The organism is Kitasatospora sp. NPDC001309, from assembly GCF_042896295.1.
Taxonomy (GTDB): Bacteria; Actinomycetota; Actinomycetes; order Streptomycetales; family Streptomycetaceae; genus Kitasatospora.
Map to the genome: position 1 here is coordinate 1 of NZ_JBIAXC010000023.1, position 17,805 is coordinate 17,805.

The following is a 17,805-nucleotide window of genomic DNA, read 5'->3' on the forward strand; positions in this document are numbered from 1 at the left end:
CTCCCGGCCGTGCAGCCGGTGCACTCCGCCGGCGTCCGGGCCGCCGACCACGCGAAGTTCGGCCGCGGCGCGGGTGTCGTCGGGGTCGTCGGGGGGCGGGGGCGGCTTCGAGGGGGGTCGGGAGCGGCCCGGCTTCGTCGGGGTCCGGTGCGCTGCGAGGATGTGAGTTCAGGAAGTTCAGCCGGCCGAAGCGGGCCGGCCGGGGCCGCGGGGGACTACACCTGTATGGCGCCCCGGGAGAAGCAAGGGAGGAAGAACACCATGGTGGTCACGCTCGCCAAGGGCGGGAACGTCTCGCTCACCAAGGCCGCGCCGAACCTGACGCAGGTCCAGATCGGCCTCGGCTGGTCCGCCCGTTCGACCACGGGCGCACCGTTCGACCTCGACGCGAGCGCCCTGCTCTGCGGTGGCGGACGGGTGCTCGGTGACGAGTACTTCGTCTTCTACAACAACCTCAAGAGCCCCGAGGGCTCGGTGGAGCACCAGGGCGACAACCTCGTGGGCGGCGACGACGCGGGTGACGACGAGCTGATCCTGGTCAACCTGGAGCTGGTCCCGGCCCAGGCGGACAAGGTGGTCTTCGCGGTCTCGATCTACGAGGCCGAGGCCCGGCTGCAGAACTTCGGACAGGTGCGCAACGCCTACATCCGGGTCGTCAACTCCGTCGGCGGCGAGGAGATCGCACGCTACGACCTGTCCGAGGACGCGTCCAGCGAGACCGCGATGATCTTCGGCGAGCTGTACCGGTACGCGGGTGAGTGGAAGTTCCGCGCGGTGGGCCAGGGGTACGCCTCCGGCCTGCGCGGGATCGCGCTCGACTTCGGCGTCAACGTACAGTAAGGGCGTAAAACGGACTTATCGCACCGATCAACGATCAGATGATCACCGATCAAACGATCAAGAGAACAGAGGGCAGTGCGGGGGTGACCTGACCGGGCCCGGCCCGGTCAGGCGTCTCGGGACCAGGCCGCCCCCGACACGGCCAGAACCCGAAAGGTAGCCAACTCCCGTGTTCCTCCGCACATTCGGCTGGTCGTTCGCGATCACCGCCCTGGGCCTGATCGCGGCCGGACTGCTCTGGGGAGCCCAAGGCTTCGGCATCGTGCTGATCCTCTCCATCCTGGAGATCTCCCTGTCCTTCGACAACGCGGTGGTCAATGCCACGGTGTTGAAGCGGATGAACCCGTACTGGCAGAAGATCTTCCTGACGGTCGGTGTGCTGATCGCCGTCTTCGGGATGCGACTGGTCTTCCCGCTGCTGGTCGTCGGCCTCACCGCGAAGCTCAACCCCGCGACGGTGATCGACCTCGCCCTGCACTCCAACGCGACCCACGACGGCCTCACGTACGGCCAGTACCTGGAGGCGGCCAACCCGGCCATCGCGGCCTTCGGCGGCGTCTTCCTGTTGATGATCTTCCTCGACTTCGTGTTCGACGAGAAGGAGCACAACTGGCTCGGCTGGCTGGAGCGCCCGCTGGAGAAGGTCGGCAAGCTGGACGCCCTGTCCAGCGTCGTCGCCCTGGTCGCGCTGGTGCTGGCCTCGCGCTTCTTCGCGGCGGAGCACGCCGAAACCGTTCTGCTGGCCGGTGTGCTCGGCCTGGTCACCTACCTCGTCGTCGGCGGCCTCTCCTCGATCTTCGAATCGGGCCTGGAGGAGGAGGCCGAGCGCGAGGAGGAGGCGGAGAAGTCCGGCAAGTCCGTCGTCCAGGTGGCCGGCAAGGCCGCGTTCTTCCTCTTCCTCTACTTGGAGGTCCTGGACGCGTCGTTCTCCTTCGACGGCGTGGTCGGCGCCTTCGCGATCTCCAACGACATCTTCCAGATCACCCTGGGCCTCGGCATCGGCGCGATGTACATCCGCTCGCTGACCGTCTTCCTGGTCCGCAAGGGGACCCTGGACGACTACGTCTACCTGGAGCACGGCGCCCACTACGCGATCGGCGCGCTGGCCGTGATCCTGCTGGTCGGGATCAAGTACCACATCCCGGAGATCGTCACCGGCCTGATCGGCGTCGCCTTCATCGGGCTGGCCCTCCTCTCCTCGATGCTGCGCAACCGGCGCGAGGCGGCGGAGGGGGAGAAGGAACTCGTGGGCAGCGGGCAGTAGTCCGCCGCCCGCCACCCCCTCTCCGGCCGTAGGGCCGGGGAACGCGACGGCCGCCTCCGGGGATCCGGGGGCGGCCGTTCGCGTTGTTCCTGCGTTGTTCCTGCCTTGTTCCTGCGGGGTGCCGGGCGGGGGTCAGCCCAGCTGCTGCTCGATCGCGCGCAGCTTGCGCTCCAGCGAGTCCAGCTTCGGCATCGAGAGGGTGTCGTCGTCGGCCGTCAGGTCGATGGTCGAGCTGCGGTAGGACGAGGACGAGGACGACGCCGAGCTGCCGGTCGAGCCGCTCGTGGAGCCGCTCGTGGAACCGCTCGTGGCGGAGGCGTAGGACGACCCGACGGCGGCACGCGGGCGGCGGCCGGCGTCCAGGGCGGAGCGGTCCAGCGTGCTCGCCGAGAGGGACGGGGTGGGGGAGAGGTACGGGTCGTGCGCGGTCGGGGCGGTGCGGTCGCTCTCGGCGGCTAGGGCAGGCTCCGTAGCGGTCTGGCCGTCTCCGGCCGCCGTGAGCGCGGGCACCTGACGCCCGCCGCGGGCCCGGGCGAGCATGCCGCCCTGGCGGGAGATCGCCTTCAACTCGGCCCGCTCACGGCGGTCGGCGGAACGGGCGCGCACCTTGGCGTCCAGCTTCGCCTGGCGCTCCTCGCGCACCTCCTCGACCGCCTCGTCCAGGCTGCGGACGTTCTCCAGCAGCATCAGCGACCAGGCCGCGTAGGTCTCGCGCGGGGCGCGCAGCCAGCGGACGATGCGGATCTGCGGCAGCGGACGCGGCACCAGGCCCTGCTCGCGCAGCGCGGCCTTGCGGGTCTGCTTGAGCGCCCGGTCGAACAGGATCGCCGCCGAGATCGACATGCCGGAGAAGAACTGCGGGGCGCCGGCGTGGCCCAGGCCGCGCGGGGCGTGCACCCAGTTGAACCAGGCCGAGGCGATCGCGAACACCCAGACCAGCAGGCGGGAACCGAGCGCGGCGTCACCGTGGCTGGCCTCGCGGACGGCGAGCACCGAGCAGAACATCGCGGCGCCGTCCAGGCCGAACGGGACGAGGTACTCCCAACCGTTGGACAGGCCCAGGTTCTCGATGCCGAAGCCCACCAGGCCGTGGAAGGAGAGCGCGGCCGCGACGCCGGCGCAGCAGAACAGCAGGGTGTACGAGGAGATGCCGTAGATCATCTCCTTGCGGCGGCGGCGCTCCTCGCTGCGCTCCCAGGAATCGCCGGCCTCGTCGTGCTTCGTGCTCTTGAATCGCAGCGTCGCCATCAGGATGGCGATGAACAGCAGGGCTGCGCCGCCGACGACGGTCCAGACCAGCTGTATGGAGGTCAGGTTCATTGCGGGTCGGGCCTCGGGTTTCCGCAGGGGACAGGTTCACAGCGCGACACAGGTGGTCAGGTCCCGCGGGGCGGGTGCCGCCTGACGGTTCGTTCGTCGCCGCACGACGTGCCCACCGCGCCCGCGCAGGGGCGGACGGGACACCTGTGCGGCTAGACGATATCGCGTCCGAAGGGGCGGCATGTTACGGGAGGGCGGCTTCCCCGGGCCAATCGACCCACCGGTTCGGGTCGCGGGTTCGGGTTGCGGGTTCGGGTTGCGGGTTCGCGCTGCGGGTTCGCGCTGCGGGTGGGCGTCAACGGCCGGGCGGGGTAGGGAAAGGAGGAGTTCGGGTATCCGTCGGCCCGGTCGATGCCCGATCATGGACCGGCGGATCGTCCATGGACCGGCGGATCGTCAGACCGCCGCACGGAGGCAGGGGGAGAGGACTGGATGGTCTCGATCTGGGAGTACCTGCGCGGGGACAAGAGCTACACCTTCGACAACCCGGGCGGTCAGCACAAGGTCACGCTCACCAAGTCGGCGCCGCAGCACGCGATCACCGGCTCGGCCGCCACCACCGGCTACCTCTACGTCAACCTGCACTGGACCATGCGCTCGGGCGCCGTCCGGCCGAGCACCCGGGACACCCTCAAGCGGTTCTTCAGCCCGCGGATCCTCAGCCCGCTGGAGCCCGACTCGCCGGGCGGCAACGAGCAGCTGAACGTCGACCTCGACCTCGCCTGCATGTACGAACTCTCCGACGGCACCCGGGGCGTGGTGCAGCCGCTCGGTGAACTCTTCGGCGACCTGCGGGAACCGCCGTTCATCAAGCTCAGCGGCGACGACCAGTACGGGGCGCCCTCCGGCGAGACGATGTACGTCAACCTGGAGAAGAAGGACAAGTTCAAGCGGCTGCTGATCTTCGTCTACATCTACGACGGCACCCCGGCCTTCGAGCAGACCCACGCGGTGATAACGATCGTGCCGCAGACCGGGCCGCGGATCGAGATCAAGCTGGACGAACGGGCCCGGTCGGCGCGCTCCTGCGCGGTGGTGCTGATCGAGAACGCCGGGGACAACCAGCTGACCGTGCGCCGCGAGGTGCGGTACGTGAACGGGTTCCAGGCGGACATCGACCGGTTGTACGGCTTCGGGATGCAGTGGCAGCGGGGGTACAAGGGGCAGCAGCCGGGCGGGGGCGGGGACTGAGTCCCTGGCGGGGGCGTGGTGCCGCCCGGGGCCGCGGTGTCGCGCGGGGCGGCCCCGCCGGGCGTCGGGCTCGGCGGGGCGGGGTGTGGGGCGGGTCCGGGGTGCGCGGTGGTCTCGGTGGTTCCGGTGGGACGGCGCTGTGGGTCAGTGGGGCTGGAACTGCGGGCCCTGCGGGGGCAGCGCGAACTCCTCGGCGGGCGGGCCCTGGGTCGGCGCCGGTGCCGGTGCCGGGGGCTGCGGCGGGACGGGCGGCTGCTGGCCGGTGCCCGGCTGGTGCTGGGGGTAGCCGTACCCGGTGCCGGGCTGGTGCTGCGGGTAGCCGTAGCCGCCGGAGTGGGTGCCCGGCTGGGGCTGCTGCGGCGGGTACGGCTGGTGGGGCTGGGGGTAGCCGTAGCCGGTCGCGGGCTGGTGCTGGGGGTAGCCGTACCCGGTGCCGGGCTGGTGCTGCGGGTAGCCGTAGCCGCCCGACTGGGTGCCCGGCTGGTGGGCCGGGGGCTGGTGGGTCGGGGGCTGGTGGGTCGGCGGCTGGTGTGCTGGGGGCGCGGGCGGGGCCGGCGGGACGTTCGGGGGCACGGTGGGCGGGGCCACCGGCGGGGGCGGGGTGGCCGGGCCGTTCGCGGTGGCGGCCGCCGGGGCAGGGGCCGGGGTGGCCGGAGCGGCCGGGGGCTGGGCCGGAGGTTGGGTCGGGGACTGGGGGACGGCCGGGCTCAGGGTGAAGGTGCCGGGTTCGGGCCGGGCCTCGGAGCGCGGGTCGGGCAGCGGGGTGGCCCGCGGGTCGACCGCGCCGGTGGGGGTGGCGGTGGAGGCGGGAGCCGGGGTCGACCGGGCCGCGGCCGCGGCGGCGGCCTCCGCCTCGTCGTCGACCGTGATGCCGAAGTCGGTGGCCAGGCCGATCAGTCCCGAGGTGTACCCCTGGCCGATCGCCCGGAACTTCCACGAGCCGTTGCGCCGGTACAGCTCACCCGCGACCAGCGCGGACACGTTCTCGGCGTCCACGATCGCGAACTCGGCGAGCGGAACCGCGCCGTCACCCGTGGCGGCGTCGAACAGCAGCAGCCGCAGCCCCGGGACGGCGCGGAACGAGCCGCCCTCGGAGGAACCGGCCAGCACCACCCGGTCCACCTCGACCGGCAGCTTGGCCAGTTCGACCTCGACCGTGTCGATGATCTCGGCGCCGCCCGCGGTGTGCTGCTTGGGCAGGTGGCGGACCAGGCCGGAGGGGTGGCGGGGCTGGTTGTAGAAGACGAAGTCGGCGTCCGAACGGACCTTGCCGTCGGTGCCGAGCAGCAGCGCGGACGCGTCCACGTCCGGCGCACCGGGCGTGGCGCTCCAGCGCAGCACGGCGCGGACCGCCGCCGCCGGCAGTGCGATGTTGGCGCCCTTGGCCATCACGTGCGTCATAGCGGACCATCCTGCCCGTTCGCCACCCCTTCGGACAACGTGACCGGGACGGTCGGCGTGGGGGCGGACTTTGCCAAGACTTGCGTCGGATCGAGGTTTGCGGCGGGCCTTCGCTGACCGGCGAGTGGTCCGTTCGCGCCGGGCCGTTGCCCGCAGGATGATCGTTCCGGGTGGGTCGGGTGCCGGCCGGATGTTCCGGGAGTTCAGTGCCCCGACGCCGGGAACGGCCGGAAACCGTCCGTACGATGGGCCTTCGAACAGGCCCCCGGAGGCCGGTGGAGGGGAGTCCGCCGGCGGTGCGTCCAGGCGGAAACCGCGGGCCGGAGGCCGTCCGTCCGGTCGGCCAGCCCGCCGTCCAGCCCCGAGGAGAGCACCATGCGCCATTTCGGCCACCTCGCCGACGACGTCCGCGCCCGGCTGTTCCTGGAGCAGCCGCGGACGTTCACCGCGGGGAGCGAGCCCGCGGTGCTCGCCACCGCCCTCGGCGGCACCCTCTACAGCCCCGCGACCAGGCCCGCACTGGCCGCCGACATCCGCAAGCTGGCCGGGCAGGGCGTGGTGTCGATGGTGCTCTGCCTGGAGGACGCGATCGCCGACCACGAGGTGGATGCGGGCGAACGCAACCTGATCGAGCAGTTGTCGGACCTGGTCAATGATTTCACCGATTGTGCACGGGATCATCCGCTTCTCTTCATCAGGGTCCGCACCGCCGAGCAGATCCTCGACCTGGCCGAGCGGCTCGGCCCGGCCGCCGGGCTGCTGAGCGGCTTCGTCCTGCCCAAGTTCACCCCGGAGACCGGCGGCGCCTACCTGGCCGCGCTCGCCGCCGCCGAGGCCGCCACCGGGCGGCGGCTGTTCGCCATGCCCGTCCTGGAGACGCCCGAACTCGCCCACCTGGAGACCAGGCGCGAGCAGCTCTTCGGCATCGCCGGCCTGCTCGCCGAGCACCGCGACCGGGTGCTCGCCGTCCGGCTCGGTGTCACCGACCTGTGCTCCGCCTACGGGCTGCGGCGCTCACCCGACCTCACCGCCTACGACGTGGCCCTGGTCGCGGCCGTGATCGGCGACGTGGTCAATGTGCTCGGCCGGGCCGACGGCACCGGGTACACCGTGACCGGGCCGGTCTGGGAGTACTTCCCGGTGCAGGAGCGGATGTTCAAGCCGCAGCTGCGCCGCACCCCGTTCGCCGCGACGGCCGGCACCGCCCGGGCCTCCGGCGAGGAGGTCCGCCGGAGGATCATCGAGCACGACCTGGACGGGCTCATCCGCGAGGTCGAACTCGACCGCGCCAACGGCTTGTTGGGCAAGACCTGCATCCATCCCAGCCACGTCCCCGCGGTGCACGCGCTGTCCGTGGTCACGCACGAGGAGTACTGCGACGCGCGCGACATCCTGCGACAGGAGCAGGACGGCGGCGGGGTACTCCGCTCGGCGTACACGAACAAGATGAACGAGGCCCGGCCGCACCGCGCCTGGGCGGAGCGGGTGCTGCTGCGGGCGGAGGTCTTCGGGGTGGCCCGGGAGGACGTGAGCTTCGCGGAGCTCCTGTCCGCCTGCCTGTGCGGCTGACCCCGGCCCCTCGATCCGACCGTCATGACCCGACCCAGTACGACCCGACACGCGCGAACCGATCGATCAGCACCACCGAAGGCGGGACCAGCAGTGAAGAGAGCAGAGACGGCGGCGGTGGCGGCGGAGGGCGGCTGGACCGGGCGCTGGGTCGCCGAGCGGGCCGGGATCGCGCTGACCGGATCGGAGCGCCTGCCCGAACTGGTCGGCCTGGCCCTGCGGTCCGGCAACCCCAAGCGGGCCCACCTGCTGGTCTCCAGCGTGCTCGGCAAGCACGTCCCGCAGCGGCCCGCCGTGGTGCACGGCGCCGGCCTCGAACTCGGCCGCCGGGTCCGGGAGCTGCTCGGCCCCGCGGAGGCCGGCCGGGCCGTCGTGCTCGGCTACGCGGAGACCGCCACCGGCCTCGGCCACAGCGTCGCCGACGGGCTCGACGCGCCCTGCCTGCACTCCACCCGCCGCCCCGTCCCCGGGGTGCCCCCGCTCGGCGGCTTCGAGGAGGAGCACTCCCACGCCACCGGGCACCTGCTCCTCCCGGCCGACCCCGAACTCCTCTCGGGTGACGGTCCGTTGGTGCTGGTGGACGACGAGCTCTCGACCGGCCGGACCGTCCTCAACACCATCCGCGAACTGCACCGCCGCCACCCGCGCGGCCACTACGTGGTGGTCGCCCTGGTCGACCTGCGCTCCGCCGAGGACCGGCACCGGCTCGCCGCGGCCGCCGCCGAACTCGGCGCCCGGCTCGACGTGGTGGCCACCGCGAGCGGTGGCGTCGACCTGCCCGAGGACATCGTGGCCCGGGCCGAGCGGCTGATCGCCGCCGTCCCCCCGGCCGCCCCGCCGCCGGCCGTCGAGCCCGCCCCGCTGGTCCGGGTCGAGCTGGACTGGCCCGCCGGGCTGCCGGACGGTGGACGGCACGGCTTCACGGCGCACGACCGTGAGCGGCTGGACGCCGTACTGCCCGCTCTGGCCGGGCAGTTGGCGCAGGCGCTGGGTGCCGGCGCCGGGCCGGCGGACGGTGCGGCGGTGGGTGCCGGCGCGGCGGTCGGTACGGGTGCGGCGGTGGACGGTGCCGAGCAGCAGCGGGTCCTGGTGCTCGGCTTCGAGGAGCTGATGTACGCGCCGCTGCGGCTCGCCGAGGCGCTCGCCCAGCGGTTCGGCGGCGACCGCATCCGCTACTCCACCACCACCCGCTCGCCCGTCCTCGCCGTGGACGACCCCGGCTACGCCATCCGCACCCGGCTGGTCTTCCCGGCCCACGACGACCCGCAGGACGGCGGCTCGCGCGAGCGCTACGTCTACAACGTCGCCCCCGGTGCGGACGGGGCCCGCCGCTTCGACGCCGTGGTGCTGGTGGTGGACGACGTAGCCGATACCCCGGCCCTGCACCAGGGGGAGTACGCGCTGCTGCGCCAGCTGCGGCAGGTGACCGACCGGGTGGTCCTCGCGGTACTCCCCTCGTACCGCCCGGTGCTGCCTGCCGCGCCGTCCTCCCCGCCGTCCTCCGCGCCGTCCTCCCCGCTGCCGGCTGCGCTGCCGACTCCGCTGTACGGGCCGGAGTTCTCCTCCTACCGTCCGGAGGAGGTCGCCTGGCTGCTCAAGGACCTCTCCGACGTCCCGCTGGAGGCCCCCACCGAGGAGCGGGAGGAGGCCGTCCAGTACGGCGGCGCCCACTACGCCGAGTCGCTGCCGGTCGAGTACTGCCCCAGCCCCGAGTACCAGGAGCTGTTCCACCAGGCGCTGCGCGGTTCGGCCCGCCGGATGGCGCTCGCCGTCGGCACCGTCGCCGAGACCCTGCTGCGCGAGCGGGGGCCCGGCCTGGTGCTCGCCTCGCTGGCCCGGGCCGGCACGCCGGTCGGCATCCTGGTCCGCCGCTGGCTGGCCTTCGCCCACGGCCTGTCCGTGCCGCACTACGCGGTGTCCATCGTCCGCGGCCGCGGCATCGACCAGGTCGCGCTGCGCTATCTGGCGGCCCACCACCGGGCGTCCGACGTAGTCTTCGTGGACGGCTGGACCGGGAAGGGCGCGATCACCCGCGAACTCACCGACGCGTTGGCCGGCACCGGCTTCGACCCGGACCTCGCGGTGCTCGCCGACCCGGGCCGCTGCGTCCGGACGTACGGCACCCGGGAGGACTTCCTGATCCCCTCCGCCTGCCTCAACTCCACGGTGTCCGGGCTGGTCTCGCGCACCGTACTGCGGGCCGGACTGATCGGCCCCGGAGACTTCCACGGCGCCAAGCACTACGCCGACCTCGCGGGCGGGGACGTCTCGGAGGCCTTCCTGACCGCAGTGGCCGACCACTTCGGGGAGGTCCGCGCCCTCGCGGTCGAGGCGGCCGGACGGCTCGCCGCCGACCCGGACCGCACGCCCGACTGGGCCGGCTGGGCCGCCGTCGAGCGGATCAGCGCCGAGTACGGCATCGACAACATCAACCTGGTGAAGCCCGGCGTCGGCGAGACCACCCGGGTGCTGCTGCGCCGGGTGCCCTGGCGGGTGCTGGCCCGGCGCGGCGCGGGCACCGACCTCGACCACGTACGGCTGCTCGCCGCCCAACGCGGCGTCCCGGTCGAGGAGGTGGACGGGCTGCCGTACAGCTGCGTGGGCCTCATCCACCCCCGCTACAGTCGGGGCGCGACGGGGGAGAGCGGACGGGCCGTGACGGGGAGGGAGTCCTGATGGGTGCCGTGGACGGTACGGGTGGCAGCGCGGGTGGCGGTGCGGGCAGTGCAGGTGGTCCGGGCGGAGCGGGTGGTCCGGGCGGTGACGAGGGTGGCGTGCTGGTGGCCAGCGACCTCGACCGTACGCTCATCTACTCCGAGCGGGCCCTGGCCCTGGCCGGCCCCGACCGGCTCGCGCCGCGGCTGCTCTGCGTCGAGGTGCTGGACGGCCGCCCGCTGTCCTTCCTGACCGAACGGGCCGCCGCCCTGCTGGTCGAACTGGGCCGCCGGGCCCGCTTCGTACCCGCCACCACCCGGACCGTCGAACAGTACCGACGGGTCAACCTGCCCGGACCGACGCCCACGTACGCGATCTGCGCGAACGGCGGGCAGCTGCTGGTGGACGGCGAGCCGGACCGCGACTGGCGCCGCGAGATCACCGCGCGGATCGCCGCCGGCGCCGCCCCGCTGGACGAGGTGGTGCGCCAACTCGCCCTGAGCGCCGACCCGGAGTGGACGCGCAAACGGCGGGTCGCCGACGAGCAGTTCGCCTACCTGGTCGTCGAACGCGACCGGCTGCCCGACGGCTGGCTGCCCGAACTCACCGGCTGGTGCGCCGAACGCGGCTGGCGGGTCTCACTACAGGGCCGCAAGGTGTACGCCGTGCCGCAGCCGCTCACCAAGAGCGCCGCGCTCGCCGAGGCCGTCCGCCGCAGCGGCGCGCACACCGTCCTGGCGGCCGGCGACTCCCTGCTGGACGCCGACCTGCTGCTCGCCGCCGACGCCGGGTGGCGGCCCGGGCACGGCGAACTGGCCGACGGCGGATGGACGGCCCCCGGCGTCACCGCCCTGGCGGAGGTGGGGGTGGCGGCGGGGGAGGAGATCGTCCGCCGGTTCCTGGCGGCGGCCACCGCGGCCACCGCCTCGGTCATGCCCGCCGACCCCGTCGTCGCCGGTTAGCCGTCGGTCGCCACCGGTCCTCCTCGGTCAGCCGCAGCACCCGCCGCCGCAGCAGCCGCCCCCGCCCCCGCTCGGGGCCTGCTGCGGCGCGCCGCCCGCCGCGCCGGTGACGGCGACGGTGGACAGCAACTTCACGGTGTCCGGGTGGCCCTGCGGGCAGACGGCGGGGTCGTTGGCCTGCGCCATCGCGCGGCGGAGCTCGAAGGTGGCGCCGCAGGAGCGGCAGCGGAAGTCGTAGCGTGGCATACCGGCAGGGTACCGACCGCGCTCAGCGCTGCGGGCCAAGATCCCCGCGGATCATGCCGATCACCCGCGCCGCCGTCTCGCGCACCGCCGCCAGCTCGGTCAGGAAGTGCCAGTAGTCGGGGTGCCGGCCCGAGGCCTGGAGGGTCTCCAGCGCCCGGTCCAGTCGGGCCACCGCCTCGTCCAGCGGGCCGGCGTGCCGCGGGTCCGGCGCGGTGCGGCCCGCCATCGCCAGCCGCTGGGCGTCCCGGACGGCGAAGCGGGCGCGCTCCACCTCCCGGTTCGGGTCGTGCTGCACCTCGTTCAGCTGCCGCAGCCGGTCGTTCACGGCCTGCACCGAGCCGTCCGCGGTCTCCAGCAGCGCGCGGACCGTACCGATCGCGGCCGTGGCGTCCGCCCACCGCTGCTCGTCCCGGGCCCGGGCGGCCTCGGCGAGCTTGCGCCCGGCGGCCCGGCCCGCCTCGGCGACCTGCTCGGGCACCCGCTGGAGGTCCTGCCAGCAGGCCGTGCTGAACCGGCGGCGCAGCTCGCTCAGCGCCGGATCGACCGTCTCCGCCTTGGTCTCCAGCGCCTGGATCCGGGTCCGCAGGCTGGACACCCGGCGGTCCAGCTCCCGGGCCCGCTCGGGCAGCTGGGCGGCATCGGCGGTGATCGCCTCCGCCCGCCGCCGCACCTCCTCGGCCCGCTGCAGCGTGGCCGCCACGCCGTGCCGCGCCGCCCCCTCGTTCAGCCGCCCCAACTCCGGCGCCAGCTCGGCCAGCCGGGCCGCCAGGTCGTCCGCCCGCAGCCCGGCGCCGCGCACCTCGTCCAGCGTGGTGGTCGCCCGCAGCAGCGCGTGCTTGGCCTGCTCCACGGCCGGTGTGACCCGCATCAGCTGCTGCTCGGCGTGGAGCAGGGTCGGCTGGAGGCGGCGCAGGAAGTCGGTCAGCTCGGCGCGGGCCGAGCGGAGCTGGCCCTGCACGTCCACCAGCAGCCGCCGGGCCTGGGCCACCGAACCGGCGTCCAGGTCCTCCCGGTCCAGGTCATGGGCGTCGAGCGCGGCCAGGTAGTTCACCGTGACCTGCTCGACCCGGCCGGAGATCGCCGGCAGCTCGGCCAGCACCCGCTGCGCCGCCACACCCTCCTCGACCGCCCGGACGGTCTCCACCGCCAACCGGAGCTCGCGCTGCGTCTCGTCCAGCTCGTAGAACGCCTCCTGCGCCGCGGCCCGCGCCTCCCGCGCCTCCGCCCGCACACCGTCCCCGGCACCCCGCCGCCCCCACCAGCCGCCACTGCCCGCCGACGCCAGCCCGACCGCCCCCAACGCACCCGCCAGCACCACCGGCAACACCAGCGCGTCGCCCAGCGCACTCCCCGCCCGACGCCGCCCCCGCCGCCCGCTCCCGCCGGCCACCGCCACTGCGCGCTCCCTCTCCGACCCGCTGATCCGCGCCCATTCTCCCCGATCCCCCCGCACCACGGGCAGCCCCCTCCCACCACCCCACCCCGCCCGCACCACACCACCCCGCCGGACCAGGTACCCTAGGCACTCGTCGTACGCCCGAAGGGCCACGACCGGGGGCGCGTAGCTCAGTGGTAGAGCGCTGCTCTTACAAAGCAGATGTCGGCGGTTCGAAACCGTCCGCGCCCACCAGCAGGAAGGGCCAGTTCGGCGGCAGAATCCTCCCGAACTGGCCCTTGAACGTTTCCGGGGTCCTACCCCTCCCTTGCCACCCGCGTGCCAGAAGCCTCCGGCTTGCCGAGCGCCTGGCGGACGGCTTCGCCCATCCGGTCGGCAATGGCGCGGTCGCGGTCGCTGGTCATGTGCTGGTAGATCAGCGCGGCGCGGGTGCTGCTGTGACCCATCCTGGTCATGAGTTCCCGGGTGCTGGCTCCGTTCTGCGAGGCGAGGGTGTTCCCGGTGTGGCGGAGGTCGTGGAAGTGGGCGTCCTCGCTCACCCCGGCGGCGGTGCGGGCCTTGATCCAGTCGTCCCGGAAGTTGCTCCGGCGGAGCTTGCCGCCGCGGGGACCGATGAACAGGTGCCCGTCCGGGCCGGGGCCGGCGTACCGGTCAAGGGCGCGCGCCCTGCGCGCGCCGCTGCCCCGCCCCGGCCGGCCGACGCCGGGCGTGCGGGCTGGCGCCCGGTCCCGGCGCGACCGTCCGGACAGGGGCAGCAGGGTGGCTGGGGCGGGCGGCTCCGCGGTTTTACCCACCTCCCCGGCCAGGGACCCACGTCGAGCAAGACCGGGGGGCCACTCGGCCAAACTGCGGTCAGGCCCAAAAGCCCTGACCGAGTCGCAACAGCTTACGGCCCCCCGATCATGCTCGACCCCAGCCCGGACAGGACACCGGCCAAAACCGCTCCGCCGCCCGCTGCGTATCGACTGCCCATTTCCGTGGCAGAGCTTGATTTTTTAGAGACTAGGGGGTACTGGCAGGTCCTTCATTGTGTCGGCGAAAGCCTATCCTGCGCCTTTGAAGCGGAAGTCTTCGGTGTGCAATCGATTACGAACCAGCCGATCGGTGGTAGTGTCGGATCAGATACGATGACATCGGCCAGAATGTCTTCCACATCCTCCCTCTTGCGATGATGGCACATGACGATATATGTGCCACGATCGGCTCCTGCCGAGGCCATGTAGTTTGGCAGTTGAATTGCCATGCCATGCTTGATTTCCTCGCGCCTATCATCCTTTTTAAACTCAACAATATTTGTTGAGTCATTTAGCCGAAGGGTGAAATCTGTCGGCCCCGATCCGTGATCTGTGTTGGGGTGAACCTGAATCCCAAGGGCGCCGAATGGTAGCTGGGAGAAGAGCCTAAACATTCCCTGGTGCTGGCGCTCGTGAAGGGGCTTTCCGTCGCTCCCATATAGAAGCTTCCAGGCCCCTTGCTTAGTGACAGCAGTCGAGAATTGGTTGACCGTATCCGTGATGGCCGCACGAAGCACCTGTCCGTCGGAGGATTCCCCAAACTGCAAGCGGAGAAGGCTTGAGGACCACGGTTTGCCTTCCGCCATTCTCGACAGGTCGGCTACCGAGCCCCGGGGCAGCCTGCCGCCCAGACTGGCCATTGGATCGCGGTAGCCAGCGGCGACTAGGTCAAATTTAGAGGCTGTGGTGAGTCGACCGATAACAAGTGAAACATCGTCAACTCCGCTCATATTGACAGAGGCGGAGCTTGTGATGTTGCATTCTGTTCGAGTGACCCCTGTCACGACTGCGCCATCGAAGGATGTGATCCGTGCTTCGCGCAGGTCGCCATCTAGCGGACTATAGTGGGTCTCACCTGAATGGATGAACCAGTCTCCCGGGGATAGTGGGGTCTCGGAAATCTCAGGCAGGCCGATGGCGCGAATATAGTCGGCCATCAGGAAGCCCACCAGAGCAGATCGGCGAAGCCCCTTCAGGTCATCATTCTCGGCAACTGCCCAGATCTGTCGAAACACTTCTCGGCTTACAGGTTCAAGAATTCTCTGCACGACATTTGGTCTTGCGTAATAGGCCTGGAAGGAAAGGTTTGGGTCGTCCTTCGCTGGTACATCTTTCCAGGCCATTGTTTCCCCAGTCGTTCGCCTTGCCCTGTCGGTCAGACTGTAGTGGCGGCGGGTGCTCGCGGGGGCCGTATCCAGTAAGCGGTCCTTTAGAGACTTGTTGGTGGCCTACGGATGGGCTGCTCCGTCAGCTCTTCCGCTCTGTGGGCACGCTGGGGGTGGCGGTTGCCGATGGTGCCATCAGCAGCCTGCTCGGCGTGCCACAGGCGTGCCAGAACGGGCGGTACGTGGCGGTCGGTCACGGGTGCCGGCGGTGCGATGGGTGGGGAACAGGCAGGTCAGGTGCGGCGCAGGTCGGGGCGGGGGCGGACGCCAAGCCTTACAAAGCAGATGTCGGCGGTTCGAAACCGTCCGCGCCCACCCCGTGAACAGCTGAAACGCGCACTGCGGCCCAGGTCAGGAGCATGATTCCGACCTGGGCCGCAGTCGTTCCGGCAGACTGACAGCAGTCTTGGACGGTTTCGATGCGCGAGTCCGACGCCTGAATCTCTCCTAAACGATCTCGGGGAGTCGGGGCCCGCTGCCGGCTCGGGCAGGGAGGCGCTCCCGGTCGGTGGTGCGAGGTGAGGGGCTCCACCTCGGGGTGGACGGGGGTGGAGCGGGGGTGGCTCCACCCGGGGGTGGTGGTGGGGTGGTGGGGTGGGGCGGAGGCTTGCGGGATGGGAGCTCTGCAGTCGGTATTGGGTGTGGTGACCGGGACGTGCGTGGCGATCTTCTGCGTGGCCTGGGTCGCGGGTGTCGTCTACTTCGCTGTGGTGGGGAGGTCCGGGTTCCGGGGGTGGTTGGGCGGGTTGCGCCGTTCGCTGTTGCGGCGGGTCCTGTTGGGCGTCGGGGTGTACGTGGTGCTGGCGGTGGTGGACCGGACTCAGGGGTTCTGGCGGGAGTTGAGGTTCTGGCAGCCGGAACTCGCTGTGCTGGGTGGGGTGTTGGTGGTGGCGTCGACGGCTTTCCTGCTGTGGGCCCGGTGGGTGCTGGGCACGATGTGGGCGAGTGTGCCGGCCGTTCAGGAGCGGCACGAGCTGCGGACCGACGGGCCGTACGGGCTGGTGCGGCACCCGATCTACACCGGGCTGCTCGGGCTGGTCGGCGGGGGCATGCTGGCCTGCGGCTTCGGGGTGTGGGTCGCCTATCTGCTGGTCGTCGTCCCGTGGTTGCTGCTGAGGGTGCGGGCCGAGGACGGGATGATGGCCGGCCTGTTCGGGGCGGAGTACGAGGGATACCGGGCCCGGGTGCCGGCGCTGGTTCCGCGGGGGTGGCACCGCCCGGGTCCGTCCGGGAGTTGAGGGCGTCCCCGGGGCGCCGGGGCGGGGGCCTGCTGTGGTAGGAGAAACGGGTGACTACCAAGGCTTTTGATGCGGTGCTGTGTGATGTGGACGGTGTGATCCGGTTCTTCGACGGGGCCGGGGTGGCCGCGCTGGAGCGGGCTGCCGGGGTGGAGGAGGGGAGCACGGCGGCGGTCGGGTTCGCGCCGGTGAACGACCTGCCCTTGTTGTTGGGGCGGATCGGCCGGGCGGAGTGGGTGGACTCGATCGCGCGCGGGTTGGCCGGCCGGGTGTCGGAGGAGGCGGCCCGGGGCCTGGCGGAGGCGTTCGCGCACTCGCCGTTCTGGGCGGACGAGGTCGTGGTGGAACTGCTGCGGCGGGTGCGGGAGCACTGTCGGGTGGTGCTGGTGACCAATGCGACGGTGTGGCTGGACGAGGACCTGGCGTTCCTGGGGCTGACGGACCTGGCGGACGAGGTGGTGAACAGCTCCCGGGTGGGCAGCGCGAAGCCGGACCGCCGGATCTACGAGATCGCCGCCGGGCGGGCCGGGGCGAGGCCGGAGCGGTGCCTGTTCGTCGACGACCGGCAGGAGAACGTGGACGCGGCGGTGGCACTGGGGATGACCGGGGTGCTCTACCGGGGCCCGGAGGACCTGCGGCGGGCGCTGGCACCGCTCCTGGGGTGACTGGTGACGGGTGATGGGGACGGGTGACCGGTGGCGGGGCCGCAGGGGCCGGGCGAGGATCGGGGGGGACCGTACGGACCCCTGAGGGCGGTGGGCGCGGATGGCGGAGCGGACGGGGGAGGCGGGGGAGACCCGGGCGGAGCTGTCGGCGCGGTTGAACTGGTTGCGGGCCGCCGTGCTGGGCGCCAACGACGGCGTGGTCTCGACGGCCGGGATCGTGACCGGTGTGGCGGGCGCGGCCGGGTCCCGCGCCGCGCTGCTGGCGGCGGGGGTGGCCGGGCTGCTGGCGGGGGCGATGTCGATGGCGGCCGGCGAGTACGTCTCGGTCAGCACCCAACGGGACACCGAGCGGGCCGCGTTGGCGAAGGAGCGGCGCGAGCTGGCGGAGGACCCGGAGGGGGAGCTCGACGAACTGACCGACTACTACCGGGACAGCGGGCTGGCCGACGGGCTGGCCCGGGAGGTGGCCACGGCGCTGACCGAGCGGGACGCGCTGGCGGCCCACGCGCAGACCGAACTCGGCATCGATCCGGAGGCGTTGACCAATCCCTGGGAGGCGGCGCTGGCGAGTGCGGCCGCGTTCACGCTGGGTGCGCTGGTGCCGCTGCTGGCGGTGCTGCTGCCGCCGGAGTCCTGGCGGCTGGGGGTGACGGTGGCCGCGGTGGTGCTGGCGCTGACGGCCTCGGGCTGGACGAGTGCCCGGCTCGGCGGGGCGGGGGCGGGGCGGGCGGTGGCGCGCAACGTGGCGGGCGGGCTGCTGGCGATGGCGGTGACGTACAGCGGCGGGGTGCTGCTGGACCACGTCACCGGCTGAGGCGCCCGTCGGTTGCCCCGCCCGTCGGCCGTCCCGCCCGTCGGCTGCCGCGCTCGACGGGCAGG

The 17,805-nt window shown here is 72.3% G+C and carries 15 protein-coding genes and 1 tRNA gene; 10 read left to right on the forward strand and 6 right to left on the reverse strand.

The window, feature by feature from the left end:
- The first annotated feature begins 261 nt into the window (after positions 1–261).
- Positions 262–840: a TerD family protein gene (locus ACFY2K_RS22575; RefSeq protein WP_375887786.1), complete on the forward strand. Its 579-nt coding sequence runs from the start codon at positions 262–264 to the stop codon at positions 838–840.
- Between the two features lie 169 nt (positions 841–1,009).
- On the forward strand, positions 1,010–2,104 hold the full coding sequence (locus ACFY2K_RS22580; protein WP_375887788.1) for a DUF475 domain-containing protein: 1,095 nt from the start codon (positions 1,010–1,012) through the stop codon (positions 2,102–2,104).
- Positions 2,105–2,236: 132 nt separating this feature from the next.
- On the opposite strand, the gene ACFY2K_RS22585 is transcribed toward ACFY2K_RS22580, so the two are convergent.
- Positions 2,237–3,424: a DUF2637 domain-containing protein gene (locus ACFY2K_RS22585; RefSeq protein ID WP_380524610.1), complete on the reverse strand. Its 1,188-nt coding sequence runs from the start codon at positions 3,422–3,424 to the stop codon at positions 2,237–2,239.
- 432 nt (positions 3,425–3,856) lie between these two features.
- Here ACFY2K_RS22585 and ACFY2K_RS22590 point away from each other — a divergent pair, with 432 nt between their 5' ends.
- Entirely contained in the window at positions 3,857–4,615 is a 759-nt protein-coding gene (locus ACFY2K_RS22590) for a Tellurium resistance (protein WP_375887791.1), read from the forward strand.
- 144 nt (positions 4,616–4,759) lie between these two features.
- On the opposite strand, the gene ACFY2K_RS22595 is transcribed toward ACFY2K_RS22590, so the two are convergent.
- A complete protein-coding gene (locus ACFY2K_RS22595; protein ID WP_387713492.1) occupies positions 4,760–6,016 on the reverse strand; it encodes a TerD family protein in 1,257 nt (418 codons plus the stop codon).
- A 375-nt stretch (positions 6,017–6,391) separates the two neighbouring features.
- Here ACFY2K_RS22595 and ACFY2K_RS22600 point away from each other — a divergent pair, with 375 nt between their 5' ends.
- The 3 genes from ACFY2K_RS22600 to ACFY2K_RS22610 are packed head-to-tail and all read left to right on the forward strand — an operon-like array spanning position 6,392 to position 11,202.
- Positions 6,392–7,585, forward strand: a complete 1,194-nt coding sequence (locus tag ACFY2K_RS22600; protein WP_387713495.1) for an HpcH/HpaI aldolase/citrate lyase family protein — start codon at positions 6,392–6,394, stop codon at positions 7,583–7,585.
- Positions 7,586–7,609: 24 nt separating this feature from the next.
- On the forward strand, positions 7,610–10,261 hold the full coding sequence (locus ACFY2K_RS22605; protein ID WP_387713498.1) for a phosphoribosyltransferase: 2,652 nt from the start codon (positions 7,610–7,612) through the stop codon (positions 10,259–10,261).
- Complete coding sequence (locus ACFY2K_RS22610) at positions 10,261–11,202, forward strand: HAD family hydrolase (RefSeq protein WP_387713501.1); 942 nt, start codon at positions 10,261–10,263, stop codon at positions 11,200–11,202. The genes ACFY2K_RS22605 and ACFY2K_RS22610 overlap by 1 nt, the downstream gene beginning before the upstream one ends.
- 27 nt (positions 11,203–11,229) lie before the next feature.
- On the opposite strand, the gene ACFY2K_RS22615 is transcribed toward ACFY2K_RS22610, so the two are convergent.
- Together ACFY2K_RS22615 and ACFY2K_RS22620 are read right to left on the reverse strand one after the other, a co-directional pair.
- Positions 11,230–11,448 carry a zinc ribbon domain-containing protein gene (locus tag ACFY2K_RS22615; RefSeq protein ID WP_375887805.1) on the reverse strand — a complete coding sequence of 73 codons (219 nt, stop codon included), beginning with the start codon at positions 11,446–11,448 and terminating at the stop codon, positions 11,230–11,232.
- Between the two features lie 22 nt (positions 11,449–11,470).
- Positions 11,471–12,844, reverse strand: coding sequence for a hypothetical protein (locus tag ACFY2K_RS22620; RefSeq protein ID WP_387713504.1), 1,374 nt, complete (start codon positions 12,842–12,844; stop codon positions 11,471–11,473).
- 159 nt (positions 12,845–13,003) lie between these two features.
- Between ACFY2K_RS22620 and ACFY2K_RS22625 the strand changes: the two genes are divergently transcribed.
- Positions 13,004–13,078, forward strand: a tRNA-Val gene (locus ACFY2K_RS22625).
- Between the two features lie 62 nt (positions 13,079–13,140).
- On the opposite strand, the gene ACFY2K_RS22630 is transcribed toward ACFY2K_RS22625, so the two are convergent.
- Together ACFY2K_RS22630 and ACFY2K_RS22635 are read right to left on the reverse strand one after the other, a co-directional pair.
- Positions 13,141–13,638 (reverse strand): tyrosine-type recombinase/integrase, encoded by a 498-nt coding sequence (locus ACFY2K_RS22630; RefSeq protein WP_387713506.1) that lies wholly within the window; start codon positions 13,636–13,638, stop codon positions 13,141–13,143.
- A gap of 230 nt (positions 13,639–13,868) precedes the next feature.
- The gene (locus ACFY2K_RS22635) at positions 13,869–14,981 is read right to left on the reverse strand and encodes a hypothetical protein (protein ID WP_387713509.1); all 1,113 of its coding nucleotides are present in this window, start codon (positions 14,979–14,981) and stop codon (positions 13,869–13,871) included.
- A 656-nt stretch (positions 14,982–15,637) separates the two neighbouring features.
- Here ACFY2K_RS22635 and ACFY2K_RS22640 point away from each other — a divergent pair.
- The 3 genes from ACFY2K_RS22640 to ACFY2K_RS22650 all read left to right on the forward strand — a co-directional run bounded on the left by ACFY2K_RS22640 (position 15,638) and on the right by ACFY2K_RS22650 (position 17,740).
- A complete protein-coding gene (locus tag ACFY2K_RS22640; protein ID WP_380525257.1) occupies positions 15,638–16,261 on the forward strand; it encodes a methyltransferase family protein in 624 nt (207 codons plus the stop codon).
- Positions 16,262–16,311: 50 nt separating this feature from the next.
- The gene (locus ACFY2K_RS22645; RefSeq protein WP_380525256.1) at positions 16,312–16,926 is read left to right on the forward strand and encodes an HAD family hydrolase; all 615 of its coding nucleotides are present in this window, start codon (positions 16,312–16,314) and stop codon (positions 16,924–16,926) included.
- Between the two features lie 100 nt (positions 16,927–17,026).
- A complete protein-coding gene (locus ACFY2K_RS22650; RefSeq protein ID WP_380525255.1) occupies positions 17,027–17,740 on the forward strand; it encodes a VIT1/CCC1 transporter family protein in 714 nt (237 codons plus the stop codon).
- Positions 17,741–17,805: the final 65 nt, after the last annotated feature.